Here is a 20,213-nt window from a genome sequence, read left to right as displayed (position 1 = left end):
GCGATCCCGGGGGATCATGCGGGGGTGACTGACCACGACATCCGCGTCCTCGACGACGCCGAGTACCGGGCCGCGCACACGTTGTTCCGGGGAACGCTGCACTACCCGCCGGCACCGGACGACCAGTGGAAGTACGCGCAGGAGACGTACGACGCGGGTCGGGTGCTCGGGGCGTTCGCGGACGGCGGGATGATCGGGACGGTGCAGTCGTTCCCGTCGGCGATGGCCGTGCCGGGTGGCGCCGTGGTGCGGCACGCGGCGGTGTCGCGGGTGGGCGTGCGGGCGGACTGGACGCGTCGCGGGGTGCTCAGCGCCCTCCAGCGGGCGCAGCTGTCGGCGATGCGGGCGGCGGGTGACGTGGTGGCGAGCCTGCGGGCGTCGGAGACGGCGATCTACGGGCGGTTCGGGTACGGGGTGGCGTCGCGGTACAAGCACCTGAGGATCGACCGCCGTCGTGCCGCGCCGCGCTCGCGCGTCGCGGGGCGGGTGCGGCTGGTCGGGGGCGAGGAGGGCGAGCGGATCGCGCGGGGGCTGTTCGACGAGCTGTCGCCGGTGCGCGCGGGGACGATCTCCCGGTGGCCGGCGTGGTGGGGGATCAGCGTGCGGCGGGTCGTGGGTGAGGAGAACCTGAGGGTCGCGGTGCGGTCGGCGGGTGGCGTCGACGACGGTTACGCGATCTACAAGGTCACGCCGGGCGTGCACGACGCGTCGGACGAGAAGCCCTCGACGCTCACCGTGATGGACCTGTGGGCGCGGTCGGCGGAGGCCTGGGCCGACCTGTGGCTGTTCGTGCTGGGCGTGGACCTGGTGGACCGGGTGGAGGCGCCCGGGCGTCCGGTCGACGAGCCGGTGGAGTGGCTGCTGGGCGACCGGCGGGCGTGCCGGCTGGCCGACCTGGAGGACGAGAGCTGGTTGCGCCTGCTGGACGTGCCGGCCGCGCTGGCGGCGCGCGCGTACCGCTCGGCGCCGTCGGTGGTGGTCGCGGTGCGCGACGCGTACCTGCCGGAGAACGCGGGCTCGTACCGGATCTCGGCGGAGGGCGCGGTCCGGACGGGGGAGGCCGCGGACCTGGTTCTGGACGTCGACGCTCTGGCCTCGGTCTACCTGGGCGACGTGTCGTTCGGGGCGTTGGCGGGCACGCGCCGCCTGGAGGTGGCGACCCCCGGTGCGGCGGCGCGCGCGGACGCGCTGTTCGCGGTGGACGAGGTGCCGTGGAGCGGCACGTTCTTCTGAGCCCGTCCTCGTGGGGCCGGTCCTCCGGACGCTGTCAGCGGCGTTCGAGGGCGTTGACCAGGCGGGGCACGGAGCTGCCGAGGCCCCAGCGCCTGGTCAGCTCCGCCACCCGGTCGGGGTCGGCCGGCGCGGCGGGCACGGCGTCGTCGCGGTCGACGACGACGGGCGCGTCGGTGGCCACGTTGACGACGGTCGGCGCCACCGCGAGGTAGTCCTGGGCGTTGAGCAGGGCGGTGCGGGCGCGGGTGGTGAGCTTGCGGTCGCGGCCGTCGTGGACGGCGTCGAGGACGGCCTGGAGGCTGCCGAACTCGGTGATCAGCTTCGCGGCGGTCTTCTCGCCGATGCCGGCCACGCCGGGCAGGCCGTCGGACGGGTCGCCGCGCAGCACGGACATCCCGGCGTAGGCGGGGCCGGCGTCGCGCACCGGCAGGGCGTACTTGGCGGCCAGCTCCTCCGGTCCGACCAGTTCGGCCTTGGCCCAGCCCCGGCCCAGGTAGAGCACGCGCACCGGGGTGGGGGTGTCGCGCACGACCTGGAACAGGTCGCGGTCGCCGGTGATCACCTCGACCGGGTCGGCCGCCTCGCGGGCGGCGAGGGTGCCGATCACGTCGTCGGCCTCGTAGCCGGCGGCCTCGGCGGTGGCGATGCCGACCGCGTCGAGCACGTCGAGGATGATCGGGACCTGCGGGGTGAGGGTGTCGGGCACCTCCTCCTCGCCGTCGGTCCCGGCCTCGGCGACGCGGTGGGCCTTGTACGACGGCAGGGCGTCGACCCGGAACGCGGGGCGCCAGTCCGCGTCCAGGCACGCGACCAGGCGGCCGGCCTTCCGGTCGGTGACGAGCCTGGTGATGGTGTCGACGAAGCCGCGCACCGCGTTCACCGGCGTGCCGTCGGGTGCGGTCATCGACTCGGGCAGCGCGTAGAACGCCCGGAAGTAGAGGCTGGCGGCGTCCATCAGGACCAGCGGAGTGCTCACCACGCAGAGCTTGCCAGAGAGCACCGACAGTGCGGGGGCCTCACCCCGGCCGGGTCGGGACCCGCCGGTCGGGGTGAGGCCCCACCGGCCCGTTCCCACTAGGCTCATCCGCATGTCGACCCACATCGGGCCCGTCGACGTGGACGCGCTGCGCGCGCGACTCGACCGGGCCACCACCGCGGCCTCCATCGCCGGCCTGGACGGGCTGCTCGTCACACCGGGTTCGGACCTGCGCTACCTGATCGGCGCGGGCGGGTCGTCGTTCGAGCGCTTGACGTGCCTGGTGGTGCCGGTCGGCGGCACGCCGCTGCTGGTGGTGCCGAAGCTGGAGCACCCCGGGTACGCGGGGGTGCCGACGGACGAACTCGGCGTCGAGGTCGCCACCTGGGTGGACGGGGAGGACCCGTACGCGCTGGTCGCGCGGGCCCTCAAGGGCACGCGGCACGCCGTGTCGGACATGACGCCCGCGCTGCACGCCCTGCGGCTGCGGGACGTCGTCGGCGGCGAGCAGGTGCTGGCCGGGCCGGTCCTGCGGGAGCTGCGGATGCGCAAGGACGCGGCCGAGGTGGCGGCGCTGCGCACGGCGGGCGCGGCGATCGACCGGGTGCACGCGCGGATGGCCGAGTGGCTGGCGGTCGGTCGCACGGAGCGCGAGGTGGGGGTGGACATCGCCGAGGCGATCGTGGCCGAGGGGCACGCGGTGGCGGAGTTCGTCATCGTCGGTTCCGGCCCGAACGGCGCCTCGCCGCACCACGACCTGTCCGACCGGGTGATCGAGGCGGGTGACGTGGTCGTCGTCGACATCGGCGGGCCGCTGCCGGAGGGCTACTGCTCCGACTCCACCCGCACCTACGTGCTGGGCGAGCCGCGCCACGACGACGTGTGGCGCACCTACGCCGTGCTCCAGGCCGCGCAGGCGGCGGCCGTCGGGGCGGTGCGGCCGGGCGTGGCGTGCGAGGCGGTCGACGCGGCGGCGCGCGACGTCATCGCGGACGCCGGGTTCGGCGAGTTCTTCATCCACCGCACCGGCCACGGCATCGGGTTGGACGTGCACGAGGAGCCGTACGTGGTGGGCGGCAACGACCTGCCGCTGGAGCCGGGCATGGCGTTCAGCGTCGAACCGGGCATCTACCTGCCGGGCCGGTGGGGCGCGCGGATCGAGGACATCGTGGTCGTCACCGCCGACGGCGTGGAGAGCGTCAACACCCGTCCCCGCGAACTGGTGGTGCTGCCCGCGTGACGAACCTGGAGCCGATCGACCGCGCGATCCTGCGTGAACTGGCCGCGGACGGCCGGTGCAGCTTCACCGACCTCGCCGAGCGGGTCGGGCTGAGCGTGTCGGCCGTGCACCAGCGCGTGCGGCGGCTGGAGCAGCGTGGCGTGGTGCGCGGGTACGCCGCGCGGCTGAGCGGCGACGAGGTGGGGCTGCCGCTGACGGCGTTCATCTCGCTCACCCCGATCGACCCGGCTGCCCCGGACGACTACCCGAAGCGCCTGGAGCACCTGCCGCAGATCGAGGCGTGCTACTCCGTGGCCGGCGACGCCTCCTACCTGCTGCGGGTGCGGGTGGCGTCGCCGACGGCGCTGGAGGAGCTGCTGCGGCAGGTCCGGGAGGTCGCCAACGTGTCCACCCGCACCACGGTCGTGCTGTCCACGCCGTACGAGGACCGCCCGCCGGCGGTCTAGGCGAGGGGGTGTCGGGCGGGGGCGTCGGCTAGTCGAACGGGTCGGCGGGCACGGCGTCGTAGGCGGCCCGGACGCGGGCCACCGCCTCGTCGTCCACGGCCAGCGCGGTGTCGCCGATGTGCGACACGGCGACGACGCCGATGGAGTTGGCGAGGAACGCGCCCCGGTAGCGGGGCACGTCGGTCAGCCGCACGACCTCGCGTCGCGAGGGCAGGGCGCGTTCGAGCAGCTGCATGGTGATGCCGTGCAGCCAGTCGGCCCGCGGCCACACGATGCCGCCGTCGTCGTCGAGGAACGCGATGTTGGCGATGGCACCCTCGACGACGACGCCGTCGGGGGTGGTGAGGAGGGCGTCGTCGAACCCGGCGCGCTCGGCGACGTTGCCGTGGTGGCGCTGGCCGAACCCGCCGACGTGCTTCACGTGCGGCAGCGGCCGGGTGTAGTCCACGGGCAGCAGCCGCCGGGGGCCGTCCGGCGGCGTGGTCGGCGGTCGCACCGCCACCAGGACCCGCGGCACGTCGGTGCCGAACACCACGACCCGCACGGCGGCGTCGCGCACGTCGTCGCCGAGGGCGTGGGAGACGAGGCCGCGCACCCGTTCGCCGTCCAGGCCCTCCCCGTACAGCTCGCGGTTGGCCGCGTCGAGGCGGCGCAGGTGCAGGTCCAGGCCCTTGGTGCGGCGGTCGCGCACCTGCGGGGCGGTGAAGTGGCCGTAGTTGCCCAGCAGCGCGGGCGCGAGCTGCTCCGCGGTGGCGGGTCCGCCGTCGATCTCCATCCTCAGCACGGGGGCGACCGTAGCGTGGCGGGAATCGAGGGTCGCCGGTCGTTGCCGCCGCCGGTGCGGGTCGGTGAGGGTGGTGGTGTGCAACGCGAGGTGCTGGTCGTCGGCTACGACGGCGCGGTGTTGACCGACATCGCCGGTCCGGTGGACGTGTTCGACGGCGCGGGGAAGGTGTGCGGCGGCTACCGGGTGCGGTTGGCCGCGGTGGGCGGCGGGTTCGCCGTCTCGGGCGGCCTGCGGATGGAGGCGGAGGACCTGCGGGACGTCGCGGCCGGCGTGGACACGGTGCTGGTGGCCGGTGGCACGGCGTTCGAGGCGGCGGCGGCCGACCCGGAGCTGCGGCGCCACCTGCGGCGGGTCGCGGACGGCGCGCGGCGGGTCGGCAGCGTGTGCACGGGCGCGTTCGTCCTGGCCGGGGCCGGTCTGCTGGACGGCGCGCGGGTCACCACGCACTGGGCGTTCTGCGACCGGCTGGCCGCCGAGAACCCGTCGGTGGAGGTGGTGCCGGACGCGATCCACGTGCGTGACGGCAGGGTGGTCACGTCCGCCGGGGTCACCGCGGGCATCGACCTGGCGCTGGCGCTCGTCGAGCAGGACCACGGCGCGCGGCTCGCCCGGCTGGTGGCGCGCTGGATGGTGGTGTTCCTCCAGCGGCCGGGTGGCCAGTCGCAGTTCAGCGTCCGCTCCCGGGTGCCGCCGGTGCGGGAGCGGGGGCTGCGCGACCTGCTGGACGCCATCGCCGACGACCCGGCCGCGAGCTGGACCGTCGAGGGGATGGCGCGGCGGGCGGCGATGAGCCCGCGGCACTTCGCGCGGGTGTTCCCGCGCCGCGTCGGCGTCCCGCCCGCCCGGTACGTGGAACAGGTGCGGGTCGAGGCGGCGGCGGGGGTGCTGGAGTCGGGCGACGAGGGGCTGGACGTCGTCGCCCGCAGGTGCGGTTTCGGTTCGGCGGAGACGATGCGCCGGGCCTTCCAGCGGGTGCTCGGCGTGACGCCGGGCGGCTACCGCCACAGGTTCCGCACCACCGGTGCGGCCTAGACCGAGGGGGAACGTGATGGACCTGGCTCTCGTGCTCTACCCGGACATGACCGCGCTGGACCTGGTCGGCCCGTACGAGGTGCTGGCCGCGCAGCCGGACGTGACCGCGCACTTCGTGGCCGCGACGCCCGACCCGGTGCGCTGCGACTCGGGCCTGACGATCGTGCCGACGACGACGTTCGACGCGCTGGGCCGGGCCGACCTGGTCGTGGTGCCCGGCGGGAGCGGCTGGGCGCGGGCGCTGGCGGACGGCGTGGTCGCCGCGTGGCTGGCGGGGGTGCACCCGACGGCGACGTGGACGGCGTCGGTGTGCACCGGGTCGACGCTGCTCGCGCAGGCGGGCATCCTCGACGGCCGGCCCGCGACCACGCACTGGGCGCTGCGCGACGAGCTGGCGAAGCTCGGCGCGGTCGTCAGCACCGAGCGGGTCGTGGTCGACGGGTCCGTCGTCACCGCCGCCGGGGTGTCCGCCGGCATCGACATGGCCCTCACCCTCGCCGGGCGGATCTGGGGCGACGAGCGGGCCGAGTTGACCCAGCTGGTCATCGAGTACGACCCGCGCCCGCCCTACGACTCCGGGTCGCCCGACACGGCGTCCCCCGCGCTCGTCGCCCTCGCCCGCGGGGTCCTGACGGGGAGCTGACCCGGTGGTGGCGCTCGACGTCGTGCGACGTCGACCCCGATCTCCGGCAGCCGGTCCACGGCGTCCCCCGGGCTTGTACGGTGGCTGCCGGTCGCCCGCCGCACGACCGAGGGGACCGGACCTCGTCGGAAGGCTCGTCGGACTCGTGGGGGCTCAGCGGTGATCGGGGGTACGGGGGTGCGCGCGGCGTTCGCGGTGCCGGAGTTCCGGGTGCTGTGGGCGGCGGCCGTGCTGTCCACGATCGGCGACCAGCTCGCCCGGGTCGCGCTGTCGGTGCTGGTGTTCCAGCGCACCGGGTCGGCCGCCTGGACGGCGTTGACCTACGCGTCGACCATGCTGCCCGCGTTCGTGTCGGGCGTGCTGCTCACCGGGCTGGCCGACCGGTTCCCGCGGCGCACCGTGATGGTCGTGGCCGACGTGGTGCGCGCCGCGCTGCTGGCCCTGATGGCGGTGCCGGGCGTGCCGCTGCCGCTGGTGGCCGCGCTGCTGGTGGTGGCGCAGCTGGCCGAGCCGCCGTTCGCCGCCGCGCAGGGCGCGCTGCTGCCGACCGTGCTGGGCGAGCACTACGAGGCCGGGCAGTCGGTGCACCTGATCACGCACCAGGTGGGGCTGCTGCTCGGGTTCGTCGGCGGCGGCCTGGTCGTGGCGTGGTTGGGCACGTCGGGCGCGCTGCTCGCCGACGCCGTCACGTTCGCCCTGTCGGCGCTGGTGCTGCGCCTCGGCCTGGCGGCCCGGCCCGCACCGGGGTCCGTGCCCGCGCCGCACCTCCAGATCCGGGCGGGCGCGCTGCTGGTGTGGCGCGACCGGCGGCTGCGGCTGCTGGTGGCGATCGGCTGGCTGGCCCTGTTCACGGTGGTGCCCGAAGGGCTGGCCGTGCCGTTCTCCGACGAGGTCGGCGCGGGCGCGGCGGGCGTGGGCCTGCTGCTGGCCGCCGACCCCGCCGGGATGGTGCTGGGCACCGTGCTGCTGCGGTTCCTGCCCGCGTCGCTGCGGGTGCGGCTGCTGGGCCTGCTGGCGGTGGCCACCGCCGTGCCGCTGGTGGGGTACTTCTTCGCGCCCGGGCTGGTGGGCGCGCTGGCGCTGCTGGCGGCGAGCGGGGTGTTCAGCGCCTACCAGGTCACGGCGGGGGCCACGTTCGTCCGCCTGGTGCCCGACGGGCAGCGCGGCCAGGCGCTGGGCTTCGCGCGCAGCGGCCTGGTCGCCACGCAGGGCCTCGGCGTGGCCGCGGGCGGCCTGCTGGCCACCGCGACCGGCTCGGCCGGGACCGCCGTCGCCTTGGCCGGCCTGGCGGGCGCGGTCCTGGCGCTGGCCCTGACCGCCGCGTGGTCGCGCGTGTCCGCCGCGGCGGCCGGCTGACCGTGCCGGTCCCTCCCGCGGCGCGACGCTGTCCGCCGGTGCGGGTGGCGGACAGGCGCTGGTCCCGGTGGACGGACCTGTGACCGGCGCGGTGGCCCTGAGGTGGTCCGGCCCCCGGGTCTACGACATCCCCGGTGCCGGTGCGCCACGAGCGCACGTCCGCCGCGCCGGCCGCGGAGCGCTGAGGGATCGCGCCGCGGCCCGCGCCCCGTCTCCGGGAGGGTCCCGGATCGTTGCGACTGCTGCCTGACATCACCAGATCTTGTCGCGCATGGCGGCGCACCTCCCCTCGGTCCCGTCGCGCGCGACGGCACCCGCGGCCGTCCCGCCCTGACTGCGGAAACCCGTGCCTCACCAGATCTTGTCGCGCACCGCGATCACCTCCCGTGCCCCGGGTCACCCCGGTAGCGGCTGACATCCGCGCAGGTCACCGTTACTGTGACGGTCCGTCCGGACACGTCGGCAGTCCGGGGTAGACGGTCGTGAGGAACCATGGGCAGAACCCGTCCCGCGTCGTCGGGCGAACGACGCTGGAAGCTATGGTCCCTGCCCCGGCGCGCCCTGGTGTACGTGCTGTCGGTGGAACTGCTGGCCGCCGTCGCCGTGGTCGCCACCACCGCGTGGCCGGTGCCCGACGGCTCGTGGACCGCCTTCGCCGTCCTGGCGGGCTGCGCGGCGCTGCACCTGCACTGCTCGCGCTGGATCGAGCGCGTCCGCCGCGACCACAGCCATCTGCCGCACGTCGACCTGTGCAGCATCTGGATCGTGGCCGGCGCCCTCGTGCTGCCGCCCGTGCTCGCGGTGGCCCACACCGCGCTGATCTACCTGCACCGCTGGTGGGTCGTCGGCCGCTGGGACACCTCCCGCCCGCCGCACCGGTGCGTGTTCACCACCTCGATGATGGTGCTGGCCACGCTGGCCGCGAGCGCCGTCGCCGGTGTCACCGGGCTGCGCGACCGGCTGCGCGCGGGCGAGCCCGGCAGCGTGCTCGACCTCGTCGGCCTCGTCGGCGCGGGCACCGCCCAGTGGCTCGTCAACACCGCCCTGGTGGCCGCGGTGATCCTGCTGACCGTGCGGCCCCGCTCGGTGAAGGACTCCATCGGCAGCGCGGGCGACAACCTGCTGGAAGCCGGTCAGCTGGCGCTGGGCGGGTTCGTCGCGCTCGCCGTGGCCTGGTCGCCGCTGTTCGCGCTGCCCATGGTCGTCGCCGCCGTCGCCCTGCACCGCACCGTGCTGATCCACCAGCTGGAGCTGGCCGCCCGCACCGACACCAAGACCGGCCTGCTCAACGCCGAGGCCTGGCACCTCCAGGCCCGCCTGGAGCTCCAGCGCACCCGCCGCCGGCCGCCGGGCGCCGCCGTCGGGGTGTTCATGATCGACGTGGACCACTTCAAGGACATCAACGACACCCACGGCCACCAGACCGGTGACGTCGTGCTGCGCCGGATGGCCGAGGCCCTGGAGCGCGCCGTGCGCCGGGGCGACTCCGTCGGCCGCTTCGGCGGCGAGGAGTTCGCCGTGCTGCTGCCCGACGTGCGCCCCGACGAGGCGCGGGCCGTCGCCGAGCGGATGCGCGCCGAGGTCCACCGGGTGCTGGTGGACGACGGCGCGGGCGGCACCGTCGGCGGCCTCACCGTCAGCATCGGCGTCGCGGTGTGGCCCGAGGTGGCCGAGGACACCCTGGAGGGGCTGCTGGCCGCCGCCGACTCCGCCCTGTACGAGGCCAAGCGCCTCGGCCGCGACCAGGTCCGGGCCGCCGGGGAGCGCCGCCCGCCGCACCGGCCGCCCGCCGTGCGGGTCCAACGCCCCGTCCCGGGTGTGTAACAACAGCGCGTACGCGCCTGATCCGCTACGACGCGGCGCTCCGGTGGCGTAGTTTCCTGCCGTCACCACCAACTCCGGTCGTCGGTCGTCGCAAGGGGCGTGAGCCAGTGGACCTCGGTGCCCCGCACGGAATCCGGTTCCGCTTCGAGGCGGGCGTGCTGCGCGCCGTCCTGCTCGACGTGCACGGCAAACCGCCGGTGGACGTCGCCGAGCACCTCACCGCCGAGGCGGGTGCGCGCGACCTGGCGGTCGAGGAGACCCGCGACGGGCACGTGCGCGCGGTGCTGCGGCAGGTGTTCGACCTGCCCGCGCCCGCGCGCTGGCGGCTCACCGTCGACGCGCCCGCCGTCGAGCGCCCCGACGGCGTCGGGTTCGCGCTGCCCGGCGCCGTGTCGCTGCGGGTGTCCGGGTCCGCGCCGTGCTCCGCGAGGGACGGCGGTGCGGTCGTCGAGCTGCCCGCCGGGTCGTCCGAACTGGACCTCACCGTGACCAGCGAGCCCGTGTTCGACGTCGGCGACACCGTCGTGGTGTGCCGGGCGGACCAGGTGCGCGAGGCCGCCGTGGTGCTGTCCTGCCTGCCCGCCGACCGGTTCACGCCCCTGCTCACCCCGGCGGGCGGCGAGTCGGCGCACCGCCACGACGCGCTGGTCGACGAGCTGCTCGCGGCGGTGGGCGTGCGGCGCGCGGTGTTCCTCGACGACCCGGACCCCGCGCTGCTGCCCGGCGTGCCCGAGCGCGTGCACCTGCCGTGCGACGGCCCCGTCGGGCTCACCGCGAAGGCGTGGGAGCTGCTGCGCGGCGGCGAGCCGGAGCGCACGCTCGACGTCGCGCCCGACGCCGACCCGATCACCGCCCTGGCCGCGGCGCTGCGCACCGGCGCCGCGCTGCGGGTCACCGGCGGGCCGGAGGACGCCGACGCGCCACCCGTGCCGTTCGACGAGCACGACCCCGTCGACACCGTCCCGGCCGACACCGGCGAAGCCGTCCTGGTCGAGCGCACCGGCACGGCCGCCGACCTCGTCGCCGCCCTGTACGCGCGGCACCGGGGCGCACGACTGGTCGTCGTGCCGGCGCCCGACCTGGACGCCGTGCGCCGCGTCGTCGCCGAGGAGCAGGAGCGGGTCACCGCCGCCGCGGGCGCCATCGGCGACGCCGTGAAGGGCATCGGGTTCGTCGAGGCACTGTGGCGCTACCTGTCCACCGGCGGGCACGACCCGTACGCGGCGGTCGAGGCCGCGGTCACCGCGCAGGTGCCCGGGGAGGCCGTCGAGGCGGTGGGGGAGCGGCGGCTGACCGCGTTCACCACCGGCCTGCCCTACCCGTTCGTGCGCACCGCCGACGTGAACTGGGCGCGCAAGGCCGTCGGGCACGTCGTCGCGGACCCGGCGCTGGTCGTGCTCACCGAGCTGCACCGGGCGGGCGTGGCGCGCGAACCCGCCGCGTTCGGCGTCGTGCTCGACCCCGGCGCGTTCGCCGAACTGCCCGGGACCACCGCGTCGGCGGGCCACCACACGCACCCGATCGTGCGGTCCGGTGAGGACGTGCCGCTCGACCTGCTGCGCGTCCTGGTCGACCGGCTGCCCGTGGAGCTGCTGTTCTTCAACAGCCACGACGCCGACGACGTGGTCGTGCTGGGCGGGCGGGAGCTGCCCGAGCGGGACGTCCCGCTGACCCTGCGGCACCGGCCGATCGTGTTCAACAACTCGTGCCGCCCCTGGACCGACCTGGCCCGCGAGTTCACCCGCGCCGGCGCGCGCGGCTACATCGGCACCCTGTGGACCATCCCGGCCGGGCTGGCCGCCGGCTTCGCCCGCACCGTGGTGCGGCGGCTGACCGCCGAGGAGTCGCCCGCCGCCCACGCCATCGTCAACACCGGCACGCCCGGCGGCATCGAGCGGTCCTACCTGTACGCGGGCACCGTCAACGGGCGGCTCGACGTGTGGCGCGACCGGTCCACCACCGACGCCGAGGCCGCCCTCACCGGCTGCGAGCTGCTCGCCGCCCTCGCGGCCGAGCAGACCCCCGCGGACCTCGCGCGCCTGCTGTGCCGCGAGATCCGCGCGCTGCGCGAGGTCGCCGAGGCGGGCGGCGCCACCGGCACCCCGTCCTACGCCGACGTGCTGCTCGCCGAGTTGGCGCTGGAGGAGGACGACGCGCGGGCCGAGGCGCTGCTGGAGCGCGTCGACGCCGTGCTGCCCGCCCTCGACCTGCCCGAGGACGAGGTCGAGGCCCGCTGGGCCACCCGGTACCGGGTGACCGGGTCCCGCGCCGAGGCGCGCGGGGAATACGCGGCGGCGGTCGAGGATTTCGAACACTGTGTGGCGTTGGGCGACGCGTGCCGCGACCGAGCGGACGTCCTGCTGCGGATGGCGAGGCTGCTGATGCTCGAAGGCAGAACCGACGAGGCGAGGGAGGCCGCGGTGACCGCGCACGACGAGCACCGCGTGCACGGCGACCGCGCCGGCCTGCTGGAGTCGGTCACCGTGCTGGCCGGCATCGGCGGCCACGACCCCGACACCGGCATGCGCTACGCCGTGGAGGGGCACGACCTCGCCGCGGAGCTGGGCGACCGGGCGCGGCAGGCCGCGTTCGCGCTCGACGAGTGCGCGCGGCACCGCGCCGCCGGGTCCGCGGACGCCGCCGTCGAGGCGGGTGTGCGGGCGCTGGAGCTGTTCCGCGCCGGGCAGGACGGCCGGCAGGAGCTGGTGGCGCTGCGGCTGCTCGGCGGCTGCCACCGCGACCGGGGCGAGCTGGAGACCGCGCAGCACTACGCCGCCGTGGGCCTGGCGCGGGCCGAGCAGCTCGGCGCGGCGGCCGAGGTGGCGTCCTTCCACGACGACCTCGGCGGGCTGCTCACCGCGCGCGGCGAGCACGCCAAGGCCCTGGAGCACTACCGGCACGCCGTGGAGAAACTCGTGGCCACCGGCGCGTGGGAGCGCGGCGCCGAGCTGCTGCCCCACCTGGCCGTGGGCGCGGTGCGCGCGGGCGACCCGGAGGCGCTGTGGACGACCGCGCTGTGCGGCGGCCTGGTCTGCGAGGTCGCGCCCCGCGAGGTGTGGGCCTCGCTCGTGCCGCTGGTCGTCGACTCGATGAAGCGGGCGATCGAGACCGGGCCGTTCGAGCTGACCGAGCGCGGCATGACCGACTTCGCCAGCGCCGTCACCGCGGGCCGGCGCGAGGACATGCCGTTCCAGGTCGGCCTGCTCGCCGACGTCGTCGTCGTGCTGCTGGCGTGGCTGATGGGCCGGGTGGAGCGCGATGTGCTGCGCCTGGCGCGGGAGCTGGACCGCAGCAGCGGTGGGGTGCTCGACCTGGTCGCCTACGTGTCGGTGCCGTTCGCCGAGCGCGTCCGCGCGCCCCGGCCTACCAGTGGCGGCCCGCGCTGAGCCCGTCGACCTCGGGGCTGGACAGGTGGTGCACGCGGTAGCGCGTGCCCTCCGCGTCGGGTTCGCCGCTCCACAGCACGACGTGCAGCAGCTCCCACCGGTCCGGGTTGACCGCGACCGCGCTCGCGTGCACGCCGGGGTGGCCGGCGAGTGCCGCCGACTCGGCCAGCGCCTCGTCCACCAGGTCGTCCGGGGTGGCGTCCGGGGGCATGCCGACGGTGCGGCGGGTGAGGTGCGCGACGTCGCCGGCCGGGCCCCGGTGGAACGCCAGGCCCACCCAGTTGCGCACCACGGGGCGGCCGAAGTCGGCGCGGATGCCCGCGAAGCCCGGACCCCACAGGAAGCTGTTCATGCCCTCGGCGGTGCGCCACAGGTAGAACGGCGCGTACTGGTTGACCGGCGAGCCGTCCACGCCGCGCTCGCGCACGCAGTACGCCTTCAGCCCCAGGCCCGGGAAGTCGTCCAGCGCCGAACCGCGCGTGGCGACGCGGTGGCGGATGACGCCCATGTCGTAGTCGGCGGGCAGGGTGATCTCGTACTGCATGGCGTGCACTGGTGTCAGTTCCCCCGGTGTCCGGCCCGGTAGCGGGCGGCGGTGCGCGGGTACAGCTCCCGGTAGGCGGGCAGCGCGCCCCACGCGGTGGTCACGGATTCGGCGTTGAGCAGGCCGTGCACGAGGGCGCGGGCGAACACCTCGCGTGCGGCGTCGAGCACCCGGCGCGGCTCGACTTCCCCGGTGCCGTCGTCCCGGGTGCCGTCGTCGCCGGTGCGGGCGGCGAACACGGTGTCGCCGTCGGTCAGGCCGTGCGAGGGCCGCACCGCCAGCGCCAGGCCGTCCTGCGCCGCCGACGCCAGCGCGTAGGGGTGCGGGAACCGGGCGTTGGTGGCCACCACCCCGATCACCGTGTTGAACGGCGCCGCGCGGTCCTCGACCCGGGTGACGGCGGCCGGGTCGTCGCCGCCGGGGGCGGGGAACTCGCCGGGCAGGCCGAGCGCGTGCGCGAACGGCAGACCGGTGGTCGGGTCCACCGACGGGCCGACCGCGTTCAACGCCGCCACCGCGCCCACCACGATCCCGCCGCCCAGGGACACCGACGCGGTGCCCAGGCCGCCCTTGAGCGCCGCGTTGAGCGCCCCGGTGCCCGCGCCGACGTTGCCCTGCGGCACGTCCGGGCCGGCGATCCGGGCGGCCTCGGCCCCCTCGGCGGCGCCCGGCCGTGCGGTGAAGTCCCCGCCCCGGCCCAGGTCGAACAGCGCGGCGGCGGGCACGAACCCGCCGAGCACGCCCGCCGCCCCGTCGGCCGCGGCCAACCCGTAGGCGCTGCCGCCGGTCAGCACGACCCCGCGCACGCGGCGCCCGCCGTGCCGCGGGTCGAGCGCGGCGGTGTCCCGCGTGGCCGGCGCGCCGCCGCGCACGTCCACCGACACCAGCGCGCCGCGCGGGAAGGCCACCACCGTGGTCCCGGTCAGCGCCCCGCCCCCGACCAGCGTGACGTGCCCGACCAACACCCCCGGCACGTCGGTGATCGCATTCCGCACCCCCCAACCCTAATCCCGAGAGTCCAACCCCCGGGTGCCGAGAGTCCGACGTCCAGGTTCATCGAGTTCTACGTCCAGGGTTTCGTGGGTGCGGGCCACGCGGTCCCGAACGTAGAACTCACAGGTCCCGAGCGTTGGACTCTCGGGGCCTGGGGTTGGACTCTCGGGGTTGGGGGGCTCGGTCAGGGGGTGTGGAGGCGGGCGCCCAGTTCGCGGACCACCGAGGCCAGCAGGTCCACGTCCTCCTCGGTGGTCCGCCAGTTCACGATGGCCGGGCGCAGCGCCACCACGCCCCGGTAGACGGTGGTGCCCGCGTAGACGCGCGCGTCCTCGACGATCTCCTCGCCGAGGCGGCGGTTGAGGTCGTCGAGGGTGTCCGGCGCGACACCGGCCGGGCGGTAGCGGAAGCAGACGACGAACAGGGTGACCGGGGCCAGGAGCTCCAGGTCCGGGGACTCGGCGATGCGGCGGCCCAGCCGCAGGGCCAGGGAGCGGTGCCGTTCGACCATCACCCGGTGGCCCTCGCGGCCGTAGGCGCGCAGCGTGGCCCAGATGGGCAGGGCACGGGCCCGCCGGGACGACTCGGGACCGAGGTTGTTGTAGTTGACGCGCTCCTCGTCCGGCTCGGGCAGGTAGGGGGCGTTCCAGGTGCCGAAGGCGTGCCCGAGCAGCAAGGGGTCGCGCACGAACGCGAACCCGCTCTCGTAGGGGACGTTGAGCCACTTGTGGCCGTCCGCCGCCACCGAGTCGGCGCGCTCCACGCCGCGCACCAGGGGCGCGGTGAGCGGGGACACGGCGGCGAACAGGCCGAACGCACCGTCCACGTGCAGCCACGCGCCGTGCCGCTCGGCCAGGTCCGCCATCTCGTCGATCGGGTCGAAGTCGCCGCCGTTGACCTCGCCCGCGTTGCCGATCAGCACCGCCGGTCCCGATGCGGCCAGCTCGCGGTCCAAGGCGTCCACGTCCAGCCGGCCCGCGTCGTCGCGGGTGAACGTGCGCACGGTGTCCCGACCCAGGCCCAGCACCTGCAACGCCTTGCGGCTGCTCGCGTGCACGTAGCCGCTGGAGAACACCGGCATCCCCGGCAGGCCGACGAGCCCCTCGGCGGTGACGTCCACGCCGTGCCGCCGCGCCCACCAGAACCGGGCGCACGCCAGGCCGGTGAGGTTGGCGAACGTCGCGCTGGGCGTGAGCACCCCGCCGTGGGTGGGCGGCAGGCCGAGCAGCTCCTTGAGCCAGCGCAGCACGACGGCCTCGGCCCGGGCGGCGAACGGCGAGTTGGGCCACAGGCCGGCGGCCTGGTCCAGGAGGGACGTCACCCAGTCCGCCGCCTGGGCGGCCGGGGTGGAACCGCCCACGACGAAGTGGAAGTACCGGGGGCCGGACGAGTGCGTGGCCGCCCGGGTGCCGATGCGCAGCAGGTCGGCGACCGCGGTCATGGTGCCGTCGCCGGACTCGGGCAACGGGCCGTCGAGTTCTTCGAGCAGGTGGGCGTGCGCCGCGTCGCGCACCGGCAGGTGGGGGAGCGCGTCGAGGTAGGGGCGGGCGGCGCGCGCCACCATGCCCAGCGCCTCGGCCGCGTCGTCCCCGGCGTTCAGCGGATCGCCCATCGTGGCAGGCTAGTCGCCGATGACACGGCGTGGGCGGTTCCGCGGTATCGAGATCGATGCGGAAGTGGACGCGTTCCTCGGCATCCAGTACGCGGAACCGCCCTTCGGGGCGCGGCGGTTCGGTGCGCCCGTGCCGGTCGAGCACCGCGGCGACTGCGTGCGGTACGGGCCGGTCGCGCCGCAGTCGGCCGAACTGCCGGGCGCGCCGGTGTGGCGACCCGGCGACGAGGCCGTGCTCAGCTTCAACGTGTGGGCGCGGCGGGACGCCGAGGGCGCCCCGGTGCTGTTCTACCTGCACGGCGGGGCTTACGCGTTCGGGTCGTCCGCCCAACCCGACTACGACGGCGCGGCGCTGGCCCGCGCCGGCCTGGTCGTGGTGACCTGCAACTACCGGCTCGGGTTCGAGGGCTTCGGCCACGTGCCCGGCGCGCCGGCCAACCGCGGCCTGCTCGACCAGCGGGCCGCGCTGCGCCGGGTCCGCGACACCATCGCCGTGTTCGGCGGGGACCCGGACGCCATCACCGTCGCCGGCCAGTCCGCGGGCGCGGCCTCCGCGCTGTTCCTCGCCGCCGCCGAACCCGTGCGGCGCGTCATCGCGCACAGCGTGCCCAACCGCGTGTGCACCGAGGACTTCGCGCGGCGTGTCGCCGAGTGGATCGACCCCACCACCCCGGAGAGCGCCGTGACCTCCGCCGACGCGCTGGCCCGCGTGCAGACCGGCGCGCTCGGCCACGACCCCGTCCTGTTCGGGCCGGTCGCCGACCGCCTGCCCCCGCTCGACCCGCGCGTGGACGCCCTGTTCTGCCACACCTCCGCCGAGTACCGGCTGTTCGAGGCGGTCGGCGCGTTCCGCCCACCGGACGTCGACACCCTCGGCCGTGACTGGGGCGTCCCCGCGCACGTCGTCGCGGCCTACCGGGAGCGCCACCCCGACGAGGCGGCCGTGCGACTGGCGGGCGACTTCGTGTTCGCCGAACCCACCACCCGCCTCGCCGAGGCGCACGGCCGCGCGCACCTGGCGCGGTTCACCCGGTCACCCGGCGGGCACACCGCCGACGTGCCGTTCTGCTTCGGCAACCTCGACGGCGCCGACTTCCTCATCGGTGGACCGCCGGGCGACGACGAGCGCGCGCTGTCCCGGCGCATGCTGCGGGCCTGGGTCGACTTCTGCGCCACCGGCGACCCCGGTTGGCGCGGCGTGCGGTGGTGGGGCGAGCCGGTCGAGCCGCTGCGCGCGCCGTGGCGCGGTGTCGACCTCGACCGGCCGATCGACCACGCCGTCACCGGGACCGGCGCCCGCCCGCCGCGACGTGCACCGTGACCCCGTTGCGCGGCAACGGCTTCGCGTGGCGGCGGGCCGGGGACGGGAGGGCTCGGGGCAGGGGTTCGGGGCAGGGGGCGCCGGACGCCGGCCAGCCGGCCAGGTCGGTGGTGACGAGGTCGCCGTCGGCCGCCCCGTCACCGCCGGGCGCGTACCCGGCCACCTCGAACGTCGCGTTGCGCTCGGCGATCACGTGCGGGCCGTAGGCGTGCACGCCGTTGTCCAGCAGCACGCCGGCGTGCGCCGCCACAGCGCCGCCACCACCGGGCACTCGTCGTGCCGGAACCGGTCGAGCAGCAGCCAGCGCCGCTCGCCGTCCGGGCCGTCGGCGAAGCACAGCCGGTCGCCGTCGCGCCGCCACGCGGCCGAGGCCACGTCGAGCCCGGCCACCCGGCCACCCGACCACCGCGCGCAGCCGCCACCGGTAGGACGCGGGCAGCGGTCCGAGGCCGCCCGCACGTCCTCCCCGGGGCGCCGCGGTGCGCGGTGACCGCCACCGACGCGGCGCCCAGGTCGGCGGGCGCCGCCCAGGTCCGGGGCGATCACCTGGGGTCGTCGCGCTCCCGGCGCACGGTGACCTTGCGGCCCTTGATGGTGGCGCCCCGCAGTGACGCGATGACCTGCTGCGCCGCCGTCTCCGGCACCTCCACCAGGGAGAACCGGTCGGCGATCTCGATCGCGCCGATCTCGCGGCCGTTGAGCTTCGCCTCGCCCGCGATGGCGCCCACCAGGTCCTGCGGCCGGATGCCCGAGCTGCGCCCCGCGCCGACGAACAGGCGCGTCATGCCCGCCGTCGGCCGGCGCGGGGGCCTGCGGTCGCGCCGCTCGCCGGCCGGCGCGCCGTCGCGACCGCGCCGGTCGCCACCGCTGCGCGGCACGTACTCCGGGATCTCCTCCTCGTCGGCCGCCGCGCCGCTGGCCTCGTGCGCCAGCTTCACCGCCGCGAGCGCCACCTCCATCACGTCGAACTCGTCGGCCAGCGTCTCGACCACGACCCGGAAGCCCTCCAGGTCGTCCTCCAGCAGGCTCTCGTGCAGCGCGGCGCGGGTCAGCTCCAGCCGGCGGGTGCGCAGGTCCGCGACCGTCGGCACCTTCTCGACCTGGATGCGCTGCTTGGTGACGCGCTCGATGGTCTTGAGCATGCCGTGCTCGCGCGGCTCGGCCAGCGTGATCGCCACGCCCTCGCGGCCCGCCCGGCCGACCCGGCCGATGCGGTGCACGTAGGACTCCGGCGCGGAGGGCACGTTGTAGTTCACGACGTGCGTGAGCTGCTCCACGTCCAGGCCGCGCGCGGCGACGTCGGTGGCCACCAGCAGGTCCGCGGTGCCGTTGCGCAGCCGCGCCATCACCCGGTCGCGCTGCTCCTGGCTGATGCCGCCGTGCAGCGACTCCGCCCGGTAGCCGCGGCCGTTGAGGGTCTCGGTGAGCTGGTCGACCTCGTCGCGGGTGCGGCAGAACACGATCGCCGCGGTCGGGGACTCCACGTCGAGGATGCGGCCCAGGGCCGCGGGCTTGTGCGCGCGCGGCACGACGTAGGCGCTCTGCCGGACCTTCGGCGCCTCGCCCGGCTCCGGCTGCTCGCGGCTGATCGTGATGCGCACCGGGTCCTTGAGGTGCTGGCGCGCCAGGCGGTCGATGCGCGAGGGCATCGTGGCGGAGAACAGCACGGTCTGCCGCTCGGCCGGAGCCTCGGACAGGATCGAGTCCAGGTCCTCGGCGAAGCCCATGTCGAGCATCTCGTCGGCCTCGTCGAGCACGACGACCTTCAGGTTCTCCAACTTCAGCGTGCCGCGCTGGAGGTGGTCCACGGCGCGGCCCGGCGTGGCGACCACGACGTCCACGCCCTGCTCCAGCACCCGCAGCTGCCGCCCGATCGGCTGACCGCCGTAGATCGGCAGCACGCGCGCCCCCAGGTCGCGCCCGTACCGGTGCACCGCCTCCGACACCTGTACGGCCAGCTCGCGCGTCGGCACCAGCACCAGCGCGAACGGCGCGCGTTCGGTGCGCTCGCCGGCGGCGGCCATCCGCTCCAGCACGGGCAGCGCGAAGGCCGCCGTCTTGCCGGTGCCGGTCGCGGCCTGGCCGAGCAGGTCGCGGCCCTCGGAGAGCGGAGGGATCGCCTCGCGCTGGATCGGGGTCGGCTCCTCGTAACCCAGGCCCGACAGGGCGCGGAGCAGTTCGGGGCGCAACCCGAGGTCGGTGAAGCTGATCCGGTCGTCGGGTTCGTCGTTCATGGGGTCAAGTCTCGCTGATCGCCCGCGAACCGCTCGGCGAGGGGTCCGCCTGCCAGGCGTTCCGGCGGTGCTAGGCGGGTCGGCGCCGTCACGGGGGAGTCGGCCCGGGGCCGCGCCGGACCGCCCCGCCGAACGCGGTCAGCCAGCGGTCCGCCTCGGCGGTCGAGCGCAGCCGCGGGTGCGGCAGCCCGGCCGGCCGGGCCGGGTGCGCGGTCAGGTGGCCCCGGTGCTGCTTGATCGCCCAGGCGATCACCGAATCGCGGCCCACCAGGGCGTTCAGGCCCTCGCGGTTGCCGTTCCACAGCCCGGCGCGGCGCACGATCCGGCCGAGGCTGCGGCGCAGCAGGCGCGGCACGACGACGCGCAGCGGTTGGTCCAGCCACACCAGCAGGTCGGCGCGGTGCCACAGCACCTCGGCGGTGCGGTCGACGTGGTTGCCGTCGACGACCCACGCGGGTCCGGCGGTGGCGGCGGCGAGCCGGGCCCGGAACTCCTCGACTGGCGGTGTCGTCCACCCGGGACCGTGCGCGGTGGCGTCCAGCTCCACGTGCGGTCCGCCCACGAGCGCGGCCAGGGGGCGCGACCA

At 76.0% G+C, this 20,213-nt stretch carries 18 protein-coding genes; 9 read left to right on the top strand and 9 right to left on the bottom strand.

Annotated elements, in window-relative coordinates; all coding sequences use genetic code 11:
- The first annotated feature begins 24 nt into the window (after positions 1-24).
- Complete coding sequence (locus CKY47_RS07540; RefSeq protein WP_306744933.1) at positions 25-1,233, top strand: GNAT family N-acetyltransferase; 1,209 nt, start codon at positions 25-27, stop codon at positions 1,231-1,233.
- Between the two features lie 34 nt (positions 1,234-1,267).
- On the opposite strand, the gene CKY47_RS07535 is transcribed toward CKY47_RS07540, so the two are convergent.
- Positions 1,268-2,209, bottom strand: a complete 942-nt coding sequence (locus tag CKY47_RS07535) for a 5'-3' exonuclease (protein ID WP_306744932.1) — start codon at positions 2,207-2,209, stop codon at positions 1,268-1,270.
- A 112-nt stretch (positions 2,210-2,321) separates the two neighbouring features.
- Between CKY47_RS07535 and CKY47_RS07530 the strand changes: the two genes are divergently transcribed.
- Positions 2,322-3,449 (top strand): M24 family metallopeptidase, encoded by a 1,128-nt coding sequence (locus CKY47_RS07530; protein ID WP_306744931.1) that lies wholly within the window; start codon positions 2,322-2,324, stop codon positions 3,447-3,449.
- Positions 3,446-3,895 (top strand): Lrp/AsnC family transcriptional regulator, encoded by a 450-nt coding sequence (locus tag CKY47_RS07525; RefSeq protein WP_306744930.1) that lies wholly within the window; start codon positions 3,446-3,448, stop codon positions 3,893-3,895. The genes CKY47_RS07530 and CKY47_RS07525 overlap by 4 nt, the downstream gene beginning before the upstream one ends.
- A gap of 28 nt (positions 3,896-3,923) precedes the next feature.
- On the opposite strand, the gene CKY47_RS07520 is transcribed toward CKY47_RS07525, so the two are convergent.
- On the bottom strand, positions 3,924-4,670 hold the full coding sequence (locus CKY47_RS07520) for an aminotransferase class IV (protein WP_306745009.1): 747 nt from the start codon (positions 4,668-4,670) through the stop codon (positions 3,924-3,926).
- 87 nt (positions 4,671-4,757) lie between these two features.
- On the opposite strand from CKY47_RS07520, the gene CKY47_RS07515 reads away from it, so the two are divergent.
- The 5 genes from CKY47_RS07515 to CKY47_RS07495 all read left to right on the top strand — a co-directional run bounded on the left by CKY47_RS07515 (position 4,758) and on the right by CKY47_RS07495 (position 12,923).
- The gene (locus CKY47_RS07515; RefSeq protein ID WP_306744929.1) at positions 4,758-5,714 is read left to right on the top strand and encodes a GlxA family transcriptional regulator; all 957 of its coding nucleotides are present in this window, start codon (positions 4,758-4,760) and stop codon (positions 5,712-5,714) included.
- A gap of 16 nt (positions 5,715-5,730) precedes the next feature.
- Positions 5,731-6,357, top strand: coding sequence for a DJ-1/PfpI family protein (locus CKY47_RS07510; protein ID WP_306744928.1), 627 nt, complete (start codon positions 5,731-5,733; stop codon positions 6,355-6,357).
- 162 nt (positions 6,358-6,519) lie between these two features.
- Complete coding sequence (locus CKY47_RS07505; RefSeq protein ID WP_306745008.1) at positions 6,520-7,713, top strand: MFS transporter; 1,194 nt, start codon at positions 6,520-6,522, stop codon at positions 7,711-7,713.
- Between the two features lie 492 nt (positions 7,714-8,205).
- Positions 8,206-9,537 carry a GGDEF domain-containing protein gene (locus CKY47_RS07500; protein WP_306744927.1) on the top strand — a complete coding sequence of 444 codons (1,332 nt, stop codon included), beginning with the start codon at positions 8,206-8,208 and terminating at the stop codon, positions 9,535-9,537.
- A 107-nt stretch (positions 9,538-9,644) separates the two neighbouring features.
- Complete coding sequence (locus CKY47_RS07495; RefSeq protein ID WP_306744926.1) at positions 9,645-12,923, top strand: tetratricopeptide repeat protein; 3,279 nt, start codon at positions 9,645-9,647, stop codon at positions 12,921-12,923.
- Here the strand turns inward: CKY47_RS07495 and CKY47_RS07490 are convergent.
- The 3 genes from CKY47_RS07490 to CKY47_RS07480 all read right to left on the bottom strand — a co-directional run bounded on the left by CKY47_RS07490 (position 12,901) and on the right by CKY47_RS07480 (position 16,072).
- A complete protein-coding gene (locus CKY47_RS07490) occupies positions 12,901-13,467 on the bottom strand; it encodes a DUF4865 family protein (RefSeq protein WP_306744925.1) in 567 nt (188 codons plus the stop codon). The two genes, CKY47_RS07495 and CKY47_RS07490, sit on opposite strands and share 23 nt — an antisense overlap.
- Before the next feature lie 14 nt (positions 13,468-13,481).
- Positions 13,482-14,462, bottom strand: a complete 981-nt coding sequence (locus tag CKY47_RS07485) for a P1 family peptidase (protein WP_306744924.1) — start codon at positions 14,460-14,462, stop codon at positions 13,482-13,484.
- A 182-nt stretch (positions 14,463-14,644) separates the two neighbouring features.
- On the bottom strand, positions 14,645-16,072 hold the full coding sequence (locus tag CKY47_RS07480; RefSeq protein ID WP_306744923.1) for a pyridoxal phosphate-dependent decarboxylase family protein: 1,428 nt from the start codon (positions 16,070-16,072) through the stop codon (positions 14,645-14,647).
- 19 nt (positions 16,073-16,091) lie between these two features.
- Between CKY47_RS07480 and CKY47_RS07475 the strand changes: the two genes are divergently transcribed.
- Positions 16,092-17,393 carry a carboxylesterase family protein gene (locus CKY47_RS07475; protein WP_306744922.1) on the top strand — a complete coding sequence of 434 codons (1,302 nt, stop codon included), beginning with the start codon at positions 16,092-16,094 and terminating at the stop codon, positions 17,391-17,393.
- Here the strand turns inward: CKY47_RS07475 and CKY47_RS07470 are convergent.
- From CKY47_RS07470 to CKY47_RS07455, 4 genes are all read right to left on the bottom strand, one after another.
- Positions 17,353-17,643 (bottom strand): hypothetical protein, encoded by a 291-nt coding sequence (locus CKY47_RS07470; protein ID WP_306744921.1) that lies wholly within the window; start codon positions 17,641-17,643, stop codon positions 17,353-17,355. The genes CKY47_RS07475 and CKY47_RS07470 overlap by 41 nt on opposite strands.
- Positions 17,583-17,783 (bottom strand): hypothetical protein, encoded by a 201-nt coding sequence (locus tag CKY47_RS07465; RefSeq protein ID WP_306744920.1) that lies wholly within the window; start codon positions 17,781-17,783, stop codon positions 17,583-17,585. Before CKY47_RS07465 ends, CKY47_RS07470 begins: the two co-directional genes overlap by 61 nt.
- 152 nt (positions 17,784-17,935) lie before the next feature.
- On the bottom strand, positions 17,936-19,627 hold the full coding sequence (locus CKY47_RS07460) for a DEAD/DEAH box helicase (protein ID WP_306744919.1): 1,692 nt from the start codon (positions 19,625-19,627) through the stop codon (positions 17,936-17,938).
- Between the two features lie 88 nt (positions 19,628-19,715).
- The gene (locus CKY47_RS07455) at positions 19,716-20,174 is read right to left on the bottom strand and encodes a P-loop NTPase family protein (RefSeq protein WP_306744918.1); all 459 of its coding nucleotides are present in this window, start codon (positions 20,172-20,174) and stop codon (positions 19,716-19,718) included.
- Between the last annotated feature and the right edge of the window lie 39 nt (positions 20,175-20,213).

Source organism: Saccharothrix longispora, assembly GCF_030852425.1.
Lineage (GTDB): Bacteria > Actinomycetota > Actinomycetes > Mycobacteriales > Pseudonocardiaceae > Actinosynnema > Actinosynnema longispora.
The sequence above is the reverse complement of the archived record's forward strand: the minus strand, read 5'-3'. Positions and strand labels throughout refer to the sequence as shown.

Bases quoted from the DNA above. Each gene is read 5' to 3' on its own strand.
- CKY47_RS07530 (WP_306744931.1), top strand. From the start codon at position 2,322: ATGTCGACCCACATCGGGCCCGTCGACGTGGACGCGCTGCGCGCGCGA.
- CKY47_RS07520 (WP_306745009.1), bottom strand. From the start codon at position 4,670: ATGGAGATCGACGGCGGACCCGCCACCGCGGAGCAGCTCGCGCCCGCG.
- CKY47_RS07510 (WP_306744928.1), top strand. From the start codon at position 5,731: ATGGACCTGGCTCTCGTGCTCTACCCGGACATGACCGCGCTGGACCTG.
- CKY47_RS07500 (WP_306744927.1), top strand. From the start codon at position 8,206: ATGGGCAGAACCCGTCCCGCGTCGTCGGGCGAACGACGCTGGAAGCTA.
- CKY47_RS07490 (WP_306744925.1), bottom strand. From the start codon at position 13,467: ATGCAGTACGAGATCACCCTGCCCGCCGACTACGACATGGGCGTCATC.
- CKY47_RS07480 (WP_306744923.1), bottom strand. From the start codon at position 16,072: ATGGGCGATCCGCTGAACGCCGGGGACGACGCGGCCGAGGCGCTGGGC.
- CKY47_RS07475 (WP_306744922.1), top strand. From the start codon at position 16,092: ATGACACGGCGTGGGCGGTTCCGCGGTATCGAGATCGATGCGGAAGTG.
- CKY47_RS07460 (WP_306744919.1), bottom strand. From the start codon at position 19,627: ATGAACGACGAACCCGACGACCGGATCAGCTTCACCGACCTCGGGTTG.